The sequence below is a fragment of the Thermodesulfobacteriota bacterium genome, from assembly GCA_035559815.1.
Classification (GTDB): Bacteria; Desulfobacterota_D; UBA1144; order Nemesobacterales; family CSP1-2; genus DATMAT01.
On sequence record DATMAT010000017.1, the window covers coordinates 15,695 to 34,915 of the forward strand.

The 19,221-nt window shown below is 46.5% G+C and carries 17 protein-coding genes and 1 pseudogene; 4 read left to right on the forward strand and 14 right to left on the reverse strand.

Features of this window, described 5'->3' with window-relative positions; all coding sequences use genetic code 11:
- Position 1: 1 nt before the first annotated feature.
- Positions 2–1,516 carry an RNA polymerase factor sigma-54 gene (gene rpoN / locus VNN20_03530; GenBank protein HWP91257.1) on the reverse strand — a complete coding sequence of 505 codons (1,515 nt, stop codon included), beginning with the start codon at positions 1,514–1,516 and terminating at the stop codon, positions 2–4.
- Between the two features lie 305 nt (positions 1,517–1,821).
- Here rpoN and VNN20_03535 point away from each other — a divergent pair.
- Positions 1,822–1,899, forward strand: a pseudogene (locus VNN20_03535) (DUF2905 family protein).
- Here the strand turns inward: VNN20_03535 and VNN20_03540 are convergent.
- From VNN20_03540 to eno, 4 genes are all read right to left on the reverse strand, one after another.
- Entirely contained in the window at positions 1,899–2,027 is a 129-nt protein-coding gene (locus tag VNN20_03540) for a hypothetical protein (GenBank protein ID HWP91258.1), read from the reverse strand. The pseudogene VNN20_03535 and the gene VNN20_03540 sit on opposite strands and share 1 nt — an antisense overlap.
- Positions 2,028–2,163: 136 nt before the next feature.
- Entirely contained in the window at positions 2,164–2,745 is a 582-nt protein-coding gene (leuD, locus tag VNN20_03545) for a 3-isopropylmalate dehydratase small subunit (GenBank protein HWP91259.1), read from the reverse strand.
- 165 nt (positions 2,746–2,910) lie between these two features.
- Complete coding sequence (gene leuC, locus VNN20_03550) at positions 2,911–4,344, reverse strand: 3-isopropylmalate dehydratase large subunit (protein HWP91260.1); 1,434 nt, start codon at positions 4,342–4,344, stop codon at positions 2,911–2,913.
- Between the two features lie 469 nt (positions 4,345–4,813).
- A complete protein-coding gene (gene eno, locus VNN20_03555; protein ID HWP91261.1) occupies positions 4,814–6,085 on the reverse strand; it encodes a phosphopyruvate hydratase in 1,272 nt (423 codons plus the stop codon).
- A 112-nt stretch (positions 6,086–6,197) separates the two neighbouring features.
- Between eno and VNN20_03560 the strand changes: the two genes are divergently transcribed.
- On the forward strand, positions 6,198–7,382 hold the full coding sequence (locus VNN20_03560) for a hypothetical protein (GenBank protein HWP91262.1): 1,185 nt from the start codon (positions 6,198–6,200) through the stop codon (positions 7,380–7,382).
- A 185-nt stretch (positions 7,383–7,567) separates the two neighbouring features.
- Complete coding sequence (locus VNN20_03565) at positions 7,568–9,469, forward strand: integrin alpha (GenBank protein ID HWP91263.1); 1,902 nt, start codon at positions 7,568–7,570, stop codon at positions 9,467–9,469.
- Between the two features lie 107 nt (positions 9,470–9,576).
- Here VNN20_03565 and VNN20_03570 read toward each other — a convergent pair whose 3' ends face one another.
- Genes VNN20_03570 through VNN20_03585 form a run of 4 tightly spaced genes read right to left on the reverse strand, consistent with a single transcriptional unit; the run spans position 9,577 to position 13,952 of the window.
- Positions 9,577–10,788, reverse strand: a complete 1,212-nt coding sequence (locus VNN20_03570; protein ID HWP91264.1) for an ABC transporter permease — start codon at positions 10,786–10,788, stop codon at positions 9,577–9,579.
- Positions 10,789–10,848: 60 nt separating this feature from the next.
- On the reverse strand, positions 10,849–11,547 hold the full coding sequence (locus VNN20_03575) for an ABC transporter ATP-binding protein (GenBank protein ID HWP91265.1): 699 nt from the start codon (positions 11,545–11,547) through the stop codon (positions 10,849–10,851).
- Positions 11,548–11,559: 12 nt separating this feature from the next.
- The gene (locus tag VNN20_03580; protein HWP91266.1) at positions 11,560–12,717 is read right to left on the reverse strand and encodes an efflux RND transporter periplasmic adaptor subunit; all 1,158 of its coding nucleotides are present in this window, start codon (positions 12,715–12,717) and stop codon (positions 11,560–11,562) included.
- Positions 12,714–13,952, reverse strand: a complete 1,239-nt coding sequence (locus tag VNN20_03585; GenBank protein HWP91267.1) for a TolC family protein — start codon at positions 13,950–13,952, stop codon at positions 12,714–12,716. The genes VNN20_03580 and VNN20_03585 overlap by 4 nt, the downstream gene beginning before the upstream one ends.
- A gap of 107 nt (positions 13,953–14,059) precedes the next feature.
- Here VNN20_03585 and hemW point away from each other — a divergent pair, with 107 nt between their 5' ends.
- Entirely contained in the window at positions 14,060–15,220 is a 1,161-nt protein-coding gene (hemW, locus tag VNN20_03590; GenBank protein ID HWP91268.1) for a radical SAM family heme chaperone HemW, read from the forward strand.
- A 7-nt stretch (positions 15,221–15,227) separates the two neighbouring features.
- Here hemW and VNN20_03595 read toward each other — a convergent pair whose 3' ends face one another.
- The 5 genes from VNN20_03595 to VNN20_03615 all read right to left on the reverse strand — a co-directional run bounded on the left by VNN20_03595 (position 15,228) and on the right by VNN20_03615 (position 19,166).
- Positions 15,228–15,683, reverse strand: a complete 456-nt coding sequence (locus tag VNN20_03595; GenBank protein HWP91269.1) for a DUF2946 family protein — start codon at positions 15,681–15,683, stop codon at positions 15,228–15,230.
- A gap of 33 nt (positions 15,684–15,716) precedes the next feature.
- A complete protein-coding gene (locus VNN20_03600; protein HWP91270.1) occupies positions 15,717–16,130 on the reverse strand; it encodes a secondary thiamine-phosphate synthase enzyme YjbQ in 414 nt (137 codons plus the stop codon).
- A gap of 39 nt (positions 16,131–16,169) precedes the next feature.
- Positions 16,170–16,538 carry a hypothetical protein gene (locus tag VNN20_03605; protein ID HWP91271.1) on the reverse strand — a complete coding sequence of 123 codons (369 nt, stop codon included), beginning with the start codon at positions 16,536–16,538 and terminating at the stop codon, positions 16,170–16,172.
- Between the two features lie 791 nt (positions 16,539–17,329).
- Positions 17,330–18,853, reverse strand: a complete 1,524-nt coding sequence (gene cobA, locus VNN20_03610; protein ID HWP91272.1) for a uroporphyrinogen-III C-methyltransferase — start codon at positions 18,851–18,853, stop codon at positions 17,330–17,332.
- Positions 18,854–18,923: 70 nt separating this feature from the next.
- On the reverse strand, positions 18,924–19,166 hold the full coding sequence (locus tag VNN20_03615; GenBank protein HWP91273.1) for a hypothetical protein: 243 nt from the start codon (positions 19,164–19,166) through the stop codon (positions 18,924–18,926).
- Between the last annotated feature and the right edge of the window lie 55 nt (positions 19,167–19,221).

Sequence of the window (19,221 nt, forward strand, 5' to 3'; positions counted from 1 at the left end):
TTTACCTCTTGTTGGCTCTTTCTGAAGAAGAAGGTATTTTAAGTATTTTTCTGTATTTTGCAACAGTGCGGCGGGCCACTTTTATATTTCTTCTCTCCAGTATCTTGGATATGTCTTCGTCGGAGTAAGGACTCTCTGGTATTTCGGAAGAGACGATTTCTTTTATAAGCGACTTTACCTTTTCGAAAGATACGTCTACTCCATGGGAGGTCTCTATTTTTCTGGAGAAGAGGGATTTGAGTTCTATCACCCCGTGCGGCGTCTGAATATACTTTCTGCTGGTTATTCTGCTTATCGTGGATTCATGCTTGTTTATTTCTTCATCGTTGGCTATGTCTTTCAGTCTTAATGGTTTTATGTATTCTTTTCCGTGCTCGAAAAAATCCCTCTGTCTCTCCACGATTTTTATGATGATCTTTTTTATGATTGTTTCCCGCTCTTCGAGGCATTTTATTATTCTCTGAGCGGCCTCTATCTTTTCTTTGATGTATTTCCGCACTTCGGGGGGAAGGTTATTCTCTTTGTTGACCAAGCTCCGGTAATACTGACTTATCCGGACGGTAGGAAAGTCTCGGTTTAGCTGTATTTTCAGTTCATTTCCCAGTTTATAGACGTAGAAATCTGGCACGATATGCTTTTCGGTGTCTTTGGTGTAAAAAGGTCTTCCCGGCTTGGGTTCTAATGACTTGACGGCAAGGATAGCTTCCTCTACTTTATCCGGCGAACAACCGAGAGAGTCGGCGATTAATTTATGGTCTTTTTTGCCTATATCTTCCAGGTGGTTTTCGATCAACTTAATTATGATACTGTCATCGGTGTAACCAATCATTCGTGCCTGGACCAGAAGACATTCTTTCAAATTCCTGGCGCAGACACCAGGAGGGTCAAAAGAGGCTTGGATTTTTTTTAAAACCTGTTCAACCTTCTCGCAGTAAGTAGGGTCGGACTTGATTTGGTTCTGGTAAAAGTGCGCCTTCTCTTCATCCGACGTCTCCTGGATCTTGGAGTCGGAATCAAACCGGTTCTTAACCATCAAGATGGCAATCTCCTCCAGGTCGGTTTCGAGGTATCCGTCTTCGTTGAGGTTACCGATAATCAGCGAGCCGATTTCTTTTTCCTCTGGAGAGAAATCGGAGAGATTTAGCTGCCATTTTAGGTAGTCTAGGAGGGATTCAGGTGCGCTTACCCTGTTCTCCCAGGGGCTTTCTTCTTCCTGGTCTCCGAATATCTCCCGGAAATAGGGGAGGTTGTCGTCACCACTCCCGAGAAAACTCTTTTCGGCGTCGCTAAAATCATACTCATGGTCATCGGAGTGGTTTTCTTCGTTGGCCTTCTTATCTTCTTCGATTTTTTCCTCTAGGATCGGATTCTCTACGAGCTGTTCTTCGAGATATTCCTTGAGCTCAAGCGTAGTCATCTGTATAAGCTTCAGAAAAAGCTGTAGCTCTTGCGTCAGAATAAGACGCTGCTGTAGTGTCTGTGTTGGGCCTATTCTTTGTCCTGGTGGTGTGCTCATGGGTTATGTTCACCAGCTTCGTAATCGCATTTTAAGCTCGTTTCCCCATAGGAAAGCTTAATTCCTATTTTCCGAAACTTCCAGTCCTTTCAAGCCTTTTCAGACTAAACTAGGCCGGTTACAATTAAATCATACCTGTTACAAATTTTTTTTACAGCATCGAAGATAAAGTCCTTGCCTAATTTTGACAGGGCATTAACCTTGATTGAAGAAGAAATTGTGAGCCAGAGAATAATATGGAAATTCAACCCATTGGGAAGATACTAATAGCTCTGGGCGTGCTTCTGGTAATCGCAGGTGTGCTGATGGTCTTTGCCCCAAAGCTTCCATATATCGGTAGATTGCCCGGGGACATATATATAAAACGGGACAACTTTACACTCTACTTTCCTATAGCCTCTTCTATTCTCATCAGTATTATTCTTACTATTATTTTAAGCTTTGTCCTGAGCAAAAAGTGAAAGTGTGGGAATGACCAGTCCAGCCGCTCGCCGTCCATATATGTATCCATATGTATGTAATGCTTAGGCCATGTCCTACTCCGTCAATAACTACGGATAATTCTGAAAGTTTAACGGCCAGAGTCAAAGTATGTGGAGAGGAAAGATATCAAAAGCTCGATTATATCTTAAGTGGTGAATTTTAGTCTAAGCCCTTTCTTCATAGGCTTTAATCTTATCCTCGAGCTTGAGCGTGAGGCTTATGTCATCAAGCCCCTCTAGGAGGCATTTCTTCGCAAAGGGGTCGACTATAAAGCCGATTGTCCAGCCATCCGGGTCCTTGAGCGTTTGGGATTCCAGGTTGACGGTCAGACTATATCCTTCGTTCTCAAAAACTTTAACGAAGAGTTCTTTGACCAAATCGCCGGGGAGAACGATGGGTAGCATTCCATTCTTAAGACAGTTGTTGAAGAATATATCGGCAAAGGAGGGGGCAATTATTACTTTGAAGCCATAATCCTTTAGTGCCCAGGGCGCATGCTCACGCGAACTGCCGCAACCAAAATTGTCCCCGGTAAGCAGGATAGTCGCTCCCTGGTAACGCTCCTGGTTGAGCACAAACTCCGGATTAAGCTTCCCGTCCCGATATCGCCAATCATAGAATAGAAATTCCCCAAAACCGGTTCGCTCGATACGCTTTAAAAACTGCTTGGGTATGATTTGGTCTGTATCGACGTTGACCTTGTCTAAGGGAGCCACCAGCCCGGTAAAGGTTTTGAACGGTTCCATGTTTTTCACCTCAATAAAATGTTCGTGAAATACTCATAAGGTGTCATTACGAGTGAATGTAATGGGCGAAGCAATCTCTCGAAATATCAGGAGATTGCTTCGTCGCGGAGTTCATCCTGAGCCTGCCGAAGGACTCCTCGCAATGACTTCTTATTAATACCCTTATCATTCTAATTCTGACTGGAGGTCTTGGCTTAATTCCCATTCCCGTATATCCACGAAATGTCCTTCAATTGCCGCTGCTGCGGCCATGATGGGGCTGACCAGGTGGGTTCTGCCGTCTTTTCCCTGTCGGCCTTCAAAGTTCCGGTTAGATGTGCTTGCGCATCTTTCCCCTGGGGCAAGGATATCTGGGTTCATACCCAGACACATGCTGCAGCCTGATTCCCTCCACTCAAACCCGGCTTCCTTGAAAATCTGGTCGAGGCCTATCTTCTCGGCCTCCCGCTTCACCAATTGGGAGCCGGGAACGACCATTGCCCGTACCCGGGGGGAAACCTTTTTCCCCTTCACCACCTCTGCCGCCGCTTTTAAATCCTGCAGGCGGGAATTTGTGCATGACCCGATAAAAACACGGTCGAGTTTTATCTCCGTTATCGGAGTCCCGGGGGTAAGTCCCATATACTTGAGTGCGTCCCTGGTTGCTTTTTGTGCGCTTGGGTCGGTGAAGGAATCGGGGTCGGGGACAACCCCGGTAACGTCCGTAACCATTCCCGGACTGGTTCCCCAACTAACCTGGGGGGCCATCTTGGATGCATTCAGGACCACCTTCTTGTCAAAGGATGCACCTTCGTCGGTTTTAAGCTCCTTCCATATCTCTACAGCCTTTTCGAAATCTTGTCCCTTGGGAACATACTGCCTGCCCTCCAAATAACGGAACGTATGTTCATCCGGGGCGATCATTCCGGCACGCGCCCCCGCTTCTATGGACATGTTGCATATGGTCATTCGCTCTTCCATGGAGAGGGATTCTATTGCCTGGCCTCGGTATTCGATCACGGTACCGGTTGCGCCGGCAGTCCCAATATGTCCGATAATGCTCAGTATAATATCTTTTGCAGTAACTCCTTTTGCTCTTTTCCCGTCGACGCGAACCTCAAATACCTTTGGACGGTTCTGCCAGAGGCACTGCGTAGCTAGTACATGCTCCACCTCGCTCGTACCAATTCCAAAAGCAAGCGCTCCAAACGCCCCGTGAGTGGAGGTATGACTATCCCCGCAAACTATGGTCATACCCGGTTTGGTAAGGCCTAACTCCGGTCCTATTACGTGAACTATTCCCTGGTAAGGGTTTTTGAGGTCAAATAGGGTGATGCCGAAGTCCCGGCAGTTTTTTCTTAGCGTATCTATCTGTTTCGCAGAGATTGGGTCTTCAACCGGAAGAGACCTATCGGTAGTGGGCACATTATGGTCCATCGTGGCAAATGTTAAATCGGGCCTTCTTACTCGGCGGCCGGAAATACGAAGTCCTTCAAACGCCTGGGGAGAGGTTACCTCGTGAACTAGATGAAGGTCGATGTAAAGGAGGGTGGGTTTCCCCGGCTCTTCATGAACTACGTGCCGTTCCCAGATCTTATCGAATAAGGTTTTAGCGCTCATATATCTCCCCTGATTAAAGAATAACATTTAATTATAACCGGGGAAAAAAGAGGTTCAATTGCGGCCAAGTAATAGCCGGAAAGAAGTGATTGCTCATGCGATAGTATATTGATTTTCGTGAAAGTTTGGATTTGGTTAGACGGGCAATGTCGGCACAGGTTAAATCTGAACACGCTATCCAAAAAAATTTCGATACATACAATAAGACTGTCCTGGTTTGTGGTAATGGTTCTTTGCTGAAATTCAGCTTAAACTCTCTGGAGAAAATGGCTCTCATGCTGAACCCTTCGTTGCACTCGGGATAAACTCCGTGAAGCATCTAATAATGATTGGATTCTTCACCTTCGGTTCAGAATGACAGGCTGGAATTGCCGCTTATATATACAATTTGTATGGACACTGTCCGTAATACCTAATGTCGACACTTACATCTATCTAAGAACATGTATTAGTATCTTCCCTTAATGCTTCAAAACTTAAAGGCGGATTTCCCCAAAAATCTTGCCTCCTGGCCGAGCTCTTCTTCAATCCTCAACAGTTGGTTATATTTTGCCATTCTATCGCTTCTCGAGGCCGAGCCGGTTTTTATCTGCCCGGAGTTAGTGGCCACGGCGATATCGGCAATGGTGGAGTCCTCGGTTTCTCCGGAGCGGTGGGATATTATATAGGTGTAGCCAGCCCTTGACGCCATGTTGATTGACTCAAGCGTTTCGGTCAGTGTGCCAATCTGGTTCACTTTAATCAGTATGGAATTGGCTACCCCCTCCTTTATTCCCCGGGAAAGCCTTCGGGTGTTGGTCACGAACAGGTCGTCGCCCACTAGTTGAACCTTGTCTCCGAGTTCCTTTGTGATGATTTTCCAGCCCTCCCAGTCGTCCTCGGCCATCGGGTCTTCGATCGATATGATCGGGTATTCATCGACCCAGCGCTTGTATAAATCTACCACCTTCTCTTTACCGAGCTTGCTGTCCTCGATTATGTATTTCCCGTCTTTGTAGAGCTCGCTCGACGCCACGTCCAGGGCCAGGGAGATTCCCTTTCCGGGCTTGTGGCCTGATTGAACAATCGCTTCGAGCACGCATTCGATAGCCTCTTCGTTTGATTTCAGGCTAGGGGCGAAGCCGCCTTCGTCTCCTACGGAAGTTGAATACCCCTTCTTTTTCAGGATCGCTTTCAGGTTGTGGAACACCTCAACACCGGCTCTAATCGCATTCGAGAATGTAGTAAATCCAACGGGCACTATCATAAACTCCTGAATATCCAGGTTGTTATCGGCATGTACTCCACCGTTTATTATGTTCATAAGCGGGACGGGCAGGATACTAGCGAAGACACCGCCCAGGTAGCGGTATAGCGGAAGACCGCTGGAGTTGGCGGCGGCTTTTGCCGCTGCCAGGGATACTCCCAGTATGGCGTTTGCACCCAGCTTAGATTTATTCGGGGTTCCATCTAGTTCGATCAGGGTATTGTCTATCTCTATTTGAGATGTCACTTCCATGCCCATTATCCTACGAGCGATTGCATTACTTACGTTATCCACGGCTTTTTGAACCCCTTTTCCCAGGTATATCTTTTTGTTTCCGTCCCTAAGCTCTAGTGCCTCGTGTTCTCCGGTAGAAGCTCCGGATGGTACGGCGGCTCGGCCGAATGACCCATCATCGCATCTTATGTCCACCTCGACTGTAGGATTTCCTCGGGAATCGAGAATCTCTCTTGCTCTTACCGAAGCTATCTTGGGCACTTTGGTTTTCCCTCCGTTTTCATAGTATTTGATATTGGCTAAGAGGGAAAGTACCATGAGAGATAGTCTTTATCAAATCGTAGTCTAAGGACGTATTCCAGAAAGTCTGGCCATGAAAAAAGCTATTGTAATTGGCTATGGCGTTAGCAGCCTCGGTGTAATTAGGTCACTTGGATTGAAGGGTTTGCAGGTGGCTTCTATGTATTACGACAAAACCGATTTTAGCCATACTTCAAAATACGTCTACGAGGGTATCCAGGTTCCGAGCCCAAATAGAGGGGAAAGGGAGTTTATCTATACGCTCATCAAGCACGCGGATAGGTGGAAGGGGTCGCTGGTATTCGATACTGATGATGCAGTTACCGTCGCTATTTCAAGACATAGGCGGGAGCTCGGTGAATTCTATACCGTGGTAACTTCGGGTTGGGAAGTGGTTAGAAGGTTTATAGAGAAAAAGGAAACCTATCGGATTGCGAAAAAATGTGATGTTCCTTACCCGATGACCCTCTTCCCAAATTCCTTGGATGAGTTAGAGGAGATTAAGGATAAAATAGAATACCCCTGCATACTGAAGCCGGTTCGGGTACATGAATTTGCACGCCGGTTTAATTCAAAAAACTTCAAAGTAGATAACTATGACCAGCTTTTATCCAAATTCATACTTAGTCTGGAGACCGGGCATGAGGTCATGGTGCAAGAGATAATTCCAGGCCCTCCCGGTAATATGGATAACTACACGGTCTACGTGAATACGAATGGTGATGTCGGTGCTAGGTTTCATCGCCTGAAGGTCAGGCAGAATCCCCCTCAATTTGGAATAACCAGAGTCGGTATCAGTCACGATAGGATTCTGGAAGTGGAGGAATTTACCGAAAAATTATTGAGAGAGGCCGGTTTCAGGGGAATCGCTACAGCCGAGTTCAAGAGAGACCCTAGAGACAATAGGTTCAAGCTCTTGGAGGTTAACGCTAGGACGATCAGGTCCAATTGGCTTTCGACTTACTGCGGCGTGAATTTCCCATGGATTGCTTACCTGGACCTGGCTGAAGGGAAACAGATTGACGTCAAAGACTACCGAAAGAATGTGTACTGGATAGATTTGAATGCGGATATCTACAACTTGACTTTTCGCCGCAGCCAGGAAAATTTGGGAATTAAAGACTTTCTCAAACCTTACTTGGCAAGGGACAAATCATTCTCGGTACTATCCCTGGATGATCCTAGACCGTTTCTGACCGAAATAGCTACACTTCCCATAAGACAGTATAGATTATTCCGGTCAGGTAGTTATGAATAAAAATGGAGAGATATGACCAATGATTCCGAAACCGATAGGCTTTTTGAAAAAAATATTGGGCCGACCGGACGTCAAATAAACTTGGCTCTTGAGTGTTCCTCGAATGCTTCCTACCAGGACAGTTGGAATGTACTCAATAGTTCGGTAAAATTCATAACCCTAAAAACCAGCCGAGGCCAAGCTATATGAATAATCAAACAAAGTTAAATTTAATCGTTTCATCTCTTCTCTTTGCGCTTTCATTAACGATTAGCTCTTGCGATACCGGTATCAGCGTAGGGGATGATACCCCTCCGGCTACTACCGAGGACCTCAGTTTTGACCCTTTGACAAAGCTGTTTAATTGGACTGCCCCTGGGGACGATGGAAATAGTGGGACGGCGACTATATACTTTTTTCGGTTTTTAGAGGATACCCAAGTTGAAAGCATTCTCGGTGTAGATTCATTAGAGGGTGTGCCTTTCAGCACCATACAACAAGTCGTACAAGATAATTTTAATGATGCTACACAGATGATAAACGAATTGGAACCGGATAGGGCAGGCACGCCACAAAGCCTTCCGGTCATCAGGCTGGATATTTTAGGGATCCAAAGATTTTTTTTCGCCATGTTTACTAATGACGAAGTCGGTAATTCGTCGGGGGTATCGAACGTTGTCGAGGTGACAACGCCCTTGCGTCCGGTGCAATTTGAGGATAGCGGCGAAGGGAGTTGCTTGGGAGATGCAATTGGCAGCGGTAATTTTAACGGCGACCAAGATTCTGACACTCCAAACCGCTTTGGGCCTGACGACCTGGTTATGGGCGACCCCTGTCTGGGCAGGGTCTATATATTTTATGGCGGTGTCGAACTGGCTCAGTTAGCGGATGACGGAGTTGTTGATGTGACCCAAGCCGATGTAACCATAATCGGCGATCCGGGCATCATGTTTGGGGCGGCGGTGGCGGGGATTGGTAATATTTCCGGTGATTCAGCGGAGGAGTTAGCGATAGGGGCCCCGGGCTTTAATGAAGATACGGGGCAGGTCCTGATTTTTGACGGCAGCAATAAAGGTCTGCCGGCAGTCATAGACCTAACGAACGGAGCCGAGCCTGACCTGGTAATTAATGGCGAGAATGCCGGGGACAACTTTGGTTTTACGATAACTTTGAGCAGGAGAATATTCGTTGGCGCGCCTAACGCCCAGTCCGGCACGGGAAAGGCTTATGAGTTTCGCGGAGATGACATAAAGAGGAATACTCCGGCCAGTGATGCCCGGGCGATAATCGTCGGCGAATCGCCGGGTGATATGTTTGGCTTTGCCATTGCCGATGTAGGACAGGTAGACGACGGCTCTTCGACTGATACTGCCATTAGCTCCCCCGGTGCGGGAAAGGTATATGTATTTTTTGACATTCGGAGCGGCGTGACCAATCTTTCAACGGATGAAGAAGATGTGGTCGTACTTCAAGGTGACCCTGTGGATGGATTTGGTTTTAGTATTTCCGGCGACGGTGATATCGTAGGCATTGTTGAAGACGATGATGACAACAAGTTTGGCGCCGACACTGACCCTGACAATGACGAATGGGACGACATTATCGTGGGCGCCCCTAACTCCGGTATGAATACGGGCTCGGTTTTCCTCTACTCCGGAGAGGATATAAACACGGCTAAAGATAACGGTACCAGCCCCGGTTTCGTTACGGAATTTACCGGCCTGAATACGGAGGACCGGTTTGGGACTTCCGTAGCTGTCCTCGGCGACGTTAATCCGGAGATCGGCTCCGACAAAAGACCGGAGGCTTTTATACTTGAAGTTACTGACACCAATGCCGACTTTATCGTGGGCGCTCCGGGCATATCTCAGGTCTACCTGTTTTTCGGCCAGGAAGAATTTCCGGTTCTAGTTGACGCGGGAGAAGCTGACCTAGTCTTGCCCCTTGCCGATGACCCACCGGCTCCTCCAGGATTTGGAAAACTGGTCTTTAACCTGGGCAACGTGCTCACAGCCCCCCTCGAAGAGAGGGACTTAAATGAGGAATATATGGGGCTCAACACCGATTTTGCCGTCGGCGGGGACGGTTCTGTTAGGATGGAATTTTAATTGCGGTTTAAGCAGTTAAGAGTCTAGAGTTTAAACTTGGATTTAAGATTAATGTCCACAAATTGTTTTTACTCGGAACTCTGAACTTAGAACTGAAAACTGTCTGTTTACTCATACCGCAATGCTTCGATCGGGTCCAACTTAGACGCTTTTTTTGCCGGATAAAGGCCGAAGAAAACACCGATAAGAGCGGCAAATCCAAAAGCTAATATGATCGCACCCACGGAAACCAAGCTTGGCCAACCGGTTAATAGTGAAGCGGTCTTTGTTGCTATTATTCCCAACAATATGCCTATGATCCCGCCTACCAGTGATAGCACCACTGCTTCGATCAAAAACTGAATAAGGATGTCTCTCTCCTTGGCGCCCACGGCCATACGTATTCCGATTTCCCTAATCCTCTCCGTTACGGAAACGAGCATAATGTTCATTATCCCGATCCCTCCCACTATGAGAGAAATAGAGGCAATGCTGCCTAGCAATATAGTCATAATCCTGGAAATGGTGAATATTCTATCGATTATGTTTTGCTGAGTCCTGATATAAAAATCATCCTCCATGCCCGGACGTATCTGGTGACGTTCTCTCAGGAGTTGAGCAATTTGAGCCTCAGCGTATGGTATGTCATCCTGAGTCCTCACGGAGACGGATATTTTTTCTACCTTGGCCATTCCCATTATTCTTTTTTGGAGGGTGGAGTATGGGACTATGACCACATCATCTTGATCCTTTCCGCTCGGGGTCTGGCCTATTGTGGTTAAGACACCAATAACCTTGAATGTGATTCTCCCAATTCTAACAGTCTCGCCTACGGGGTTATGATATCCAAACAGGTTTAAGGCTACGCTTCTTCCAAGAACACATACCCTTTCTGCATTAATAATATCTTGGTCGGTGAAAAAGCTGCCTTGCTCGGGAGGCCAATCATTTATGTAGGTAAAATCGGGAGAAGCCCCTACTATGGTCGTGAACCGGTTACGGTTATTCCATACGACCCACTCGTTTGTATCTAATATCGGCGATACATGGGTTACCATGCTCAGTTTTCCTATAGCTTCTGCATCTTCAGCTGTGAGTGTATCTACTGCCGAGCGTTCGGTTGCCCCGCTTCCTGCTCTCATTCCCGAGCCTATAATCAGGGAATTTCCTCCAAGACTTATGAGTTGTTCTTCGATTAGTTTCTTTGCTCCTTGCGTAACCGCTACCATGGTTATCACCGCGGCAACCCCGATTATGATCCCAAGTGTAGTAAGCATGGAGCGAACCTGGTTCTTTCTGAGGGCGCGGTATGAAACTCTGAGCGCTGCCATCGGGTTCATTTGCTACTCCAAAAGTATAGAGTCATAGATATTGGATAAACGTTAAACACATATTGACTTTCAACTCTTGATTCTTAACTCTGAATTCTTCGTTCTGTCATCGAGAACCTTTCCGTCCCTGAACAAAATTATCCTTTGAGCGTACTCGGCTATCTCTTTGTCGTGTGTGATCATTACTATAGTTTTGCCCTGACGATTTAGCGTCTTGAATATCTCCATTATCTCTATACTGGTATCGGTGTCCAGGTTACCGGTGGGTTCATCAGCCAATATAATGCTTGGCTTGTTTATGATTGCTCTAGCTATTGCTACCCTCTGCTGTTGTCCGCCTGAAAGCTGGGATGGGTAATGTTTTTCCCATCCTTCAAGCCCGACCATAGATAGTGCTTCCGTAGCCAGTTTATTTCTCCTGTTTGCTGGAGTGTTGTTGTATATGAGGGGAAGTTCTACGTTCTCGAGTGCCGTTGTCCTAGCGAGAAGATTAAAATTTTGAAAGACAAACCCGATTTTCTTGTTTCTCATTTCCGAGAGTTCATCTTTGTCCAGTAGCGAAACTTCATTTCCGTCGAGAAAATAACTTCCCTCTGTTGGTTTATCCAGGCACCCTATGATGTTCATGAAAGTGCTTTTTCCCGAGCCGGAGGGACCCATCACCGAGACAAAATCTCCTCCTCTTATTTTGAGAGAGACCCCTCTTAAGGCGTGAACATCGACGTCGCCCATCTTGTATATTTTATGAAGGTTATCCACTACAATGATATTATCCACGGCTTAAAACCTGATTGGCTTTGGTAGAATCGATTCGAGTGAGTCTGAGTTAGATTCACCTTTAATCGTCGCTTCGATAATCACCTCTTCTCCTTCCCGGAGGCCGCCGCCGACGATTTCAGTAAAGTTATCGTCACTGATACCGGGATTTATCCTGACCGGCTTTATTTTCTTGCTTCCAGCAGGAATCCATACTACCGAGGTACCGTCCGGCTCTTGGGAATTTCGCTCGACCAAGGCGTTTGGAGGAGGGATAAACCGGAGGGCTGCCCGGGGGACTCTCAGCGTGTCATCCCGGTGTGCTACCAGTATCCTTACCTCTGCAGTCATTCCCGGCTTGAGTTTAAGCTCTTTGTTTTGTACCCGGATCACCACGTCGTAGGTTACTACGTTGTTGCTGACGATAGGCTCGCTTCTTATCTGTTCCAGTTTGCCGGAGAATTCTTCGTTTGGATATGCGTTCACGGTGAAGACAGCATCCTGGCCGACCTCAATTTTGCCTATGTCTGACTCGCTTATGTGGGCAATGACATTCATGGAAGAAAGGTCTTCGGCTATGACGAAAAGGGGAGGGGAGTTCTGCCCTGCGGTTACGGATTGGCCGACATTGATGTTCTTGGAAATAACGATCCCGTCGATCGGGCTCCGAATTGTCGCATTCAAGAGATTCGACCTGGCTATATCTACCTCCGCTTTTGTCTGCTCCACCGTGGCTGTATCTCTAGAATATTTAACTTTTGAATCATCATACTCCTGCTTGGAGATTAGCCTCTTTTCATAAAGCTCTCTGTTTGCATCCATTATGGTTTTATTGAGTTGGGCATCTGCCTGGGCTTTCTTCAGGTCAGCCAGAGCCTGTTCCAGCTTGGCCCGGAAGGGTGTAGTGTCTATCTCGGCAAGCGGTTCATCTTTCTCCACTGCGGAGTTAAAATCCACATATATTTGTCTTATGGTCCCGGAAACCCGGCTTCCGACCTCTACTCTGGATATAGGATTCACTGTACCGGTGGCAGTGATGTAGGATGATATATCCCCCCTATCCACCTTGGCGGTCCTATAAGCTATCGACCCGTCATCATTCTGTGAATATCGGACGGCGATAAGGATGATAACGACCAGTATTACCAGCAAAAAGATGATCTTTTTACTCTTCAGGTTCATTCTTCGGCTATCTTCTCCCCGGTGGCTCTCTCCAGTTGGGCGATGGCGATTTTATAGTTGTAGATGGCCTCGATGTGGTCTGCGTTTGTGGAGGCCAAAAGTGCTTCCGCTTCTGCCAGGTCGACCGCTGAGCTTTTCCCCAAGCGATACTCCTCCTCGGTCAGTTCGAGATTTTCTTGTGCGGATGTCTCCGATATCTTGGTTACCTCGAGGGCTTCTTCCGCCGTCTTCAGGTTAAGATATAGCTGCTTTACTTCTGATGTTATTTGATTCTTCAGGGATTCTATGTTTGCTCGAGCCTGCTTTAGTTTTGCCCTGTCCTCATTCACCCGGGACAGGTCTGCAAATCCCTCGAACACCGGGAACCTGAGCCCGACACCGGCTATAAAATCCGGGCCGGTTGCCCCCTCGCCATCAAACCGGTATGCCACCCTTCCCAGGATCTCCGGGAAATAAAGGGACTGCTTAGAAGCAGATAAACTCGCCTTCATTCCTGCTTCCTTTGCTCTCAAACCCTTTAATTCGGGACGTCTATCCAAGGCCTTGTTTATGGCGTCATCCAGGTTCAAATCCACCAGTTTATATTCTAACATATCCACGAGCTGGTAGTTAAAGCCGGATTCGTCTATGCCCATGGCGTTTATCAACCTCATCTGGGCATTCTCCAGGTTATTTTTTGCGGTGATTAGGTCGAGCTTGGCGTTACCCAGGTTTACCCTTGCTTTGGTAACTTCCAGCCTGGAGGCCCTCCCGGCTTTAAAAAAACCCTCCGTCTGCTCCAGGCGCTTTTCCTGTTCTTGGAGCGTCTTCTCCGCCGCCTGCAGGATATGCCTATGGGCAAGCACCATATAATAGGAAACCTTGGTATCCAGGATTACGTCCTCCTCCGTTGCCTCCTTATCGAAGATCGAGGACTCCACCTGCGCTTTGCTGGACTTGATTATGTTCGGGGTGCGCCAGAAGTCCCAGATAAGCTGGTCTGCAAATATGCCCGACTCACGCTCGATGAAAGGTATGATAAACCTAAATTCGACCTGAGGATAAAGAATCGATTTTGAATCCTGCAAACGGGCTCTCATGATGTCGACCGATGCGTCTGAGGCCATGATGTTGGGGTTATTTTCGAGCGCGATTCTGATGGCTTCGTCCAGGGATAGAAGTTCGATATCTTGCTCGGCAAGGGCAGTGAGGCTAAAAAAAAGCGAAAATATGAACATAACCTTCAATCTTTTCATTTATGCGCCTCCCTCTTGACCTTTAAAGGAGTATAAATATGATTCTAAAATGTACTTGTTGCAACAGTTTATTTGTCATGGTTCAAGCGGTTGTGTAAAATAGGCCCATGGCTTTCGGAATCTATGTTCATATCCCCTACTGCGTCAAAAAGTGTCCCTATTGCGATTTTAATTCCTACGGCGTGGGGAAGCTGATACCGGAGGAGGAATATACAGAGGCGTTATTAAAAGAGGTCGATTTCTACGAGGAGTGGATAGGGGAGTTGCCCATCTCCTCGGTCTTTTTTGGCGGCGGCACCCCGTCGTTATTTTCTTCACAAAGCGTCGAGAGGATAATCGATCAGATTGTGAATATTGCTCCTTCATCGGACCGCGTCGAGGTCTCCTTAGAGGTAAACCCGAAAACGGCTGATTTAGGGAAGCTCAGGGGCTTTCGAGAGGTAGGAGTGAATAGGATAAGCGTTGGAGTTCAATCCTTCTCCGAGAGAAAACTCAAGGTCCTGGGCCGGATCAATTCGCCCGAGGACAGCCGAAAGATACTGGAGGATGTGGTTAAGGCCGGGTTTCATAATTTTAACCTAGACCTCATGTACGGGGTTTCTGACGAAACGCTCGAGGAATGGAAGCTAGATTTACTTAAGGCGCTAGAGTTTAACACGACCCATATATCGGCGTATAACCTGACCATCGAGGATGATACCGAATTTGCCGCGCTAAATGCGGCGGGGAGGTTAACGCTTCCAGACGAGGATACGCTGGCGGATATGATCGTGTTTACCAGTGAGTTTCTTGAGGAGGCCGGCTACGGACAATACGAGATATCGAATTATGCCAAACCCGGGTTTGAGTGTAGACATAACCTCCTTTACTGGAGGGGGGAGAGTTACTTAGGTCTTGGGGCAGGGGCGCATTCGCATCTAGCTCAAGATGAGAGAACCCCCTGGGGCACTAGGTGGGCTAATCTCAAGGACCCGGTTGCTTACATCAATACTCTCAAGGACGGTAAGAGACCGCTAGCGTTTACCGAGTGGCTAAGTAGAGACGAGGCCATGGAAGATAGGGTTCTGATGGGTCTTCGGCTAAAAGAGGGGATAAGCCTGATTAACCTCGAACAAAAATTCGGTGTAGGATTGTCTTCGGATAAATTGGATTACCTTATGGATAAAAACTTTATACAAATGTCCGATAACCGTCTCCGGCTTACCGGTAAAGGATTCCTCCTATCTAATGAAATTATCTTGAAGGTTCTGGATTCTTTGATATCTTAGAACACGATTATCTTTTGCGTTTTACCCGATGCTTTATTCCTTTGGCCACGATATAAAAGTTATCTCCTTCCTCGATTAGATGCTTGGTTAGCTCGTAATAAGCGGGTCTTAGCAGCCTGGCCTCGTATCGGTCGTTTTTTACCTTGGTATAGGCTACGTTTTCTTCGTTCATCCATAGTTTGCCTAGGTCCAGTTTTTCCTCGGTTTCATCGTTCAGGATTGCGTAGAATCCATCTTCACGCATATCGACCATTTTTACTACAAAAGGCGTGTCTTCAACCTTCACATAAAGCCTGCCGCTGCCCTCATCTACGTAGTATCTTCCTTCTTCGTCTCGGCTGAGTAGCCTGTTATTGTGAAGATAAGTCCATCTATGCAGGACCGGGATACCGTCCTGAAACCAATTGCCCTCTTTATCGATGAAGAACCTAGGCTTAAATTTGTCTGTTTTCTGCTCTTCCATATCGGCCTTGGTGTAACATACCGGAGTAAATTTTTACTCACCCATTACCTTCACAACTACCCTCTTCTTCCTCTGCCCGTCGAACTCGGCGTAGAAGACCCTCTGCCAGGGGCCCAGGTCTAAATCGCCATTGGTTATGGGGACGATTACCTGATGGTGCATTATCAGGTTCTTGAGATGAGCATCGCCGTTGTCTTCCCCGGTTTGATGGTGTTTATAGTCTTTTCGATATGGTGCCAATTTTTCGAGCCACTCCCATATGTCCTCAAATAATCCCTCTTCCAGGTCGTTGACGTAAACGGCTGCGGTTATGTGCATGGCCGAAACCAACACAAGACCCTCCTGCACCGAGCTTTTTTTCACGATTTCCCTGACTGTATCGGTGATGTGTATGATTTCTCTCCTTTTTTTGGTGTTAAACCATAGATACTCGGTGTGGCTTTTCATGCCTAAATCTCTCCGATAAATAGTGTGCTATGCTTCGGCTTATGTTCCATTCTGGTTTTGTGTTGTTGATTTTTCGTCGAGGTACTTTTGTAGCAGTTTGTTCTTCCCTTCTATGTACTTTTCGATTAATGCCTGTTGTCTCTGCTTAAACTCTTCGTATTTGATCCTGAGTTTGTCGGTAAGATAACCGTTAACCAGCTCTTCCCTGAGCCTCTGGTAATCTTTCCAGAGGGATTCCTGTGCGTTCTTATATTCGCCGTAGATATCGTGCTTTTGCTCTTGGCTTTGTGTTTCTTCTTTTCTCGCCGGGGTATTTGAGTATTCCTTTTGTTCTGCGGATACCAAAAGACTGGGAAGGAGAAGAGTGAGAAAAATAAGCGTATAAAATATCGAGACGAATTTTGCCAAACTTGTGTTCCTCCTCCTGTGGTCTTAATACGAATTATAAACTCTTATCCACATTTTTTGAAGAAACTTTCTTTGGTGCGCTGGACGGTGAATTCATACATTTTTTTGGCTAAATAGGCGTGTTTTATTAAGTCATAGCAACCCAAAATTTATAGAGAGAAGCGAATGAAGAATTGAAAGTAGGAGATGGACTGGAGAATCGACTGGGTCGATTTGGCTGCGATCATCCAGCGATTAGAATAATTCAAGACAATCAACACAGGTTGTGCCGGCCAATAAAGCAATTAAGTTAACATCCTCTTGATCGAGTACTAATCATTACCCTTTTCTTACAAGGAAGGTTAAGAAGTAAACCGTAGAAATAACGGGTAATTATATTGATATCTTATTATATAACATAAAGTATGATCAGGTTATATATAAGATGTTCTAAAGCATTATCTCAGAAACTGTGGATAGATAGCTCGAAGCTGGAAATTTGCTTTAAGAGTTGTGGAGACTGGAGGAGTTCGAATATCGGATTGGGCTTTAATGTAATACCCTAGTTCACTGTTATTATTGTCATTATTAAGTGAATTTAATCTTATGCTACTCCTCAATAATCGCAATATGTTGACCTCAATTATACCTTAAGTTTGAATGGCTTGAGCTAGCGGATTAACTATCTGTAATTTCGGTGCGGAACTTAAATTTCGACATTAAAGTTTAATTTAAAATGATGGAAAACGTGAGGAGACGGACACAACCCGTTTCTGTTGTTTGATTATCTTCTTAAAGTTAATTCTTAAGCGTTATTTGATATTCTGGAAATAGCGTACAACTTCTTTGACCAGCTCCTCCACCGTGTATTTACTGCAGATTATTTCCGGTTCTTTGCCAAATATCCTAACCGTATCGGCGGTGATGGGACCGATACAGGCTGCGATTAGGTTTGAAAGAACTTTTTCATCACGGCCCAGAAGCGAGAGGAAGTTTTTAGCCGTGGAGGAGCTAGTAAACGTGACCACATCTATCCTGCCCCTCTTTAGCATCTGTTTGACCTCTAAAACGTTATCGATGGGAGGCTTTTTAGTTTGATAGGCGGTTATGACGCTGACATCTGCTCCCATTCTCCTAAGCTCTTCCGGGAGGATTTCCCTTGCCTCTTTTGCTCGGGGGATGAGGATTTTTTTTCCTCTTATGTCACTTTTGCTAAATTTCTCCACAAGGCCTTCTGCCCTGAAGTCTCCCGGAATCATATCCGTGGCTAGTCCCAGGCCGGCTATTTCTTTCGCCGTCTGTTCTCCTATAGCGGCGAATTTTATTCCCTTTAGCTCCCTTATATCCTTTTTCAGGCTTCGAAATCTTTCAAAGAAAAAATGAACCCCGTTCACGCTGGTAAAGATGACCCAGTGGTAGTTGTTCAAATTTCCTATTGCTCGATCCAGTTCGTCCCAGTTATCGGGAGGGAAGACTTCGATCGTGGGGAATTCTATGACCTCTGCTCCCTCCGCTTCGAGAAGTTCTACCAATGGGCCGGACTGTTTTCTGGCCCTGGTCACCAGTACCTTTTTTCCAAAAAGCGGTTTGGTCTCAAACCAGTTGATTACATCCCTCAGTCTTACCACCTCGCCGACGACTATAACTGCGGGGGCTTTCACTCGGTTTGGTTTTACTAATTCCCCTACATCTCCGATGGTCCCGGTCACCGTTCTTTGAGCCGGGTGGGTTCCCCAGGAGATTATAGCAACAGGCGTCTCCGGGGGTTTTCCAAATTCGACGAGCTTCCTCATATTCTCTTCGATGTTTTTCATGCCCATGAGAAATACTACTGTTTCGGCCTTGGCTAGATTCTCCCATGATAGTCTTGATTTCTCTTTCTTCGGGTCTTCGTGTCCGGTGGCTACTACGAATGAAGAGGTAAAATCCCGGTGGGTAATAGGGATTCCGGCGTAGGCAGGCACGGCAGAGACGGAGGTTACCCCCGGGACGATTTCAAAAGGAATGCCGCGTCTGGCTAGCTCCTCCGCTTCCTCTCCGCCCCTTCCGAAAATAAACGGGTCACCCCCTTTTAATCGGGCGACGATATTGCCTTCCCCGGCCTTATCCACTAAGAGCCGATTTATCTCCTCCTGGGGTAATTCCTTATGTCCTCTCTTTTTCCCTACATAAATCCTTTCCGCTTCCGGTTTGGCGTGTCGTAACAGCTTCGGGTTTACCAAATAGTCATAAATTACGACGTCGGCTTTAGTCAGGCAATCTTTTCCCTTGATGGTAAGAAGCCCGGGGTCGCCGGGGCCGGCGCCGATCAGATAAACTTTTCCTTTTCTATTCATTGTTTAAACAAAAGAAAACCTAAGCCAAGAGGGTTGTCAAGAAAGTCCTTTGTCTTATCCTGGGTATTCCCTACTGGCACGGAACGTTAGCCGGGGTTCCGCCGGTAAGGGCCGCGCATCTGGCCACGTCTGCACAGCTAATTTTTAGATTTTTAAGCGAAGGGTCCATGTACTGGAACCTGGCAATTCCTACGGGAATTTCTGCGCAAATGTCTCTCTGCCTGATTTTGATGTGTTCTTCATCGGAAGTATAGTTTCCTCCGGCACAAGCGGAAAGTAAGAAGAAACCGAATAGCGTCAATATTATTCTCATCCTTTAACACCCTATTATAAAAATCAAACCATCGTATTTGCTCGGGGGATATTCA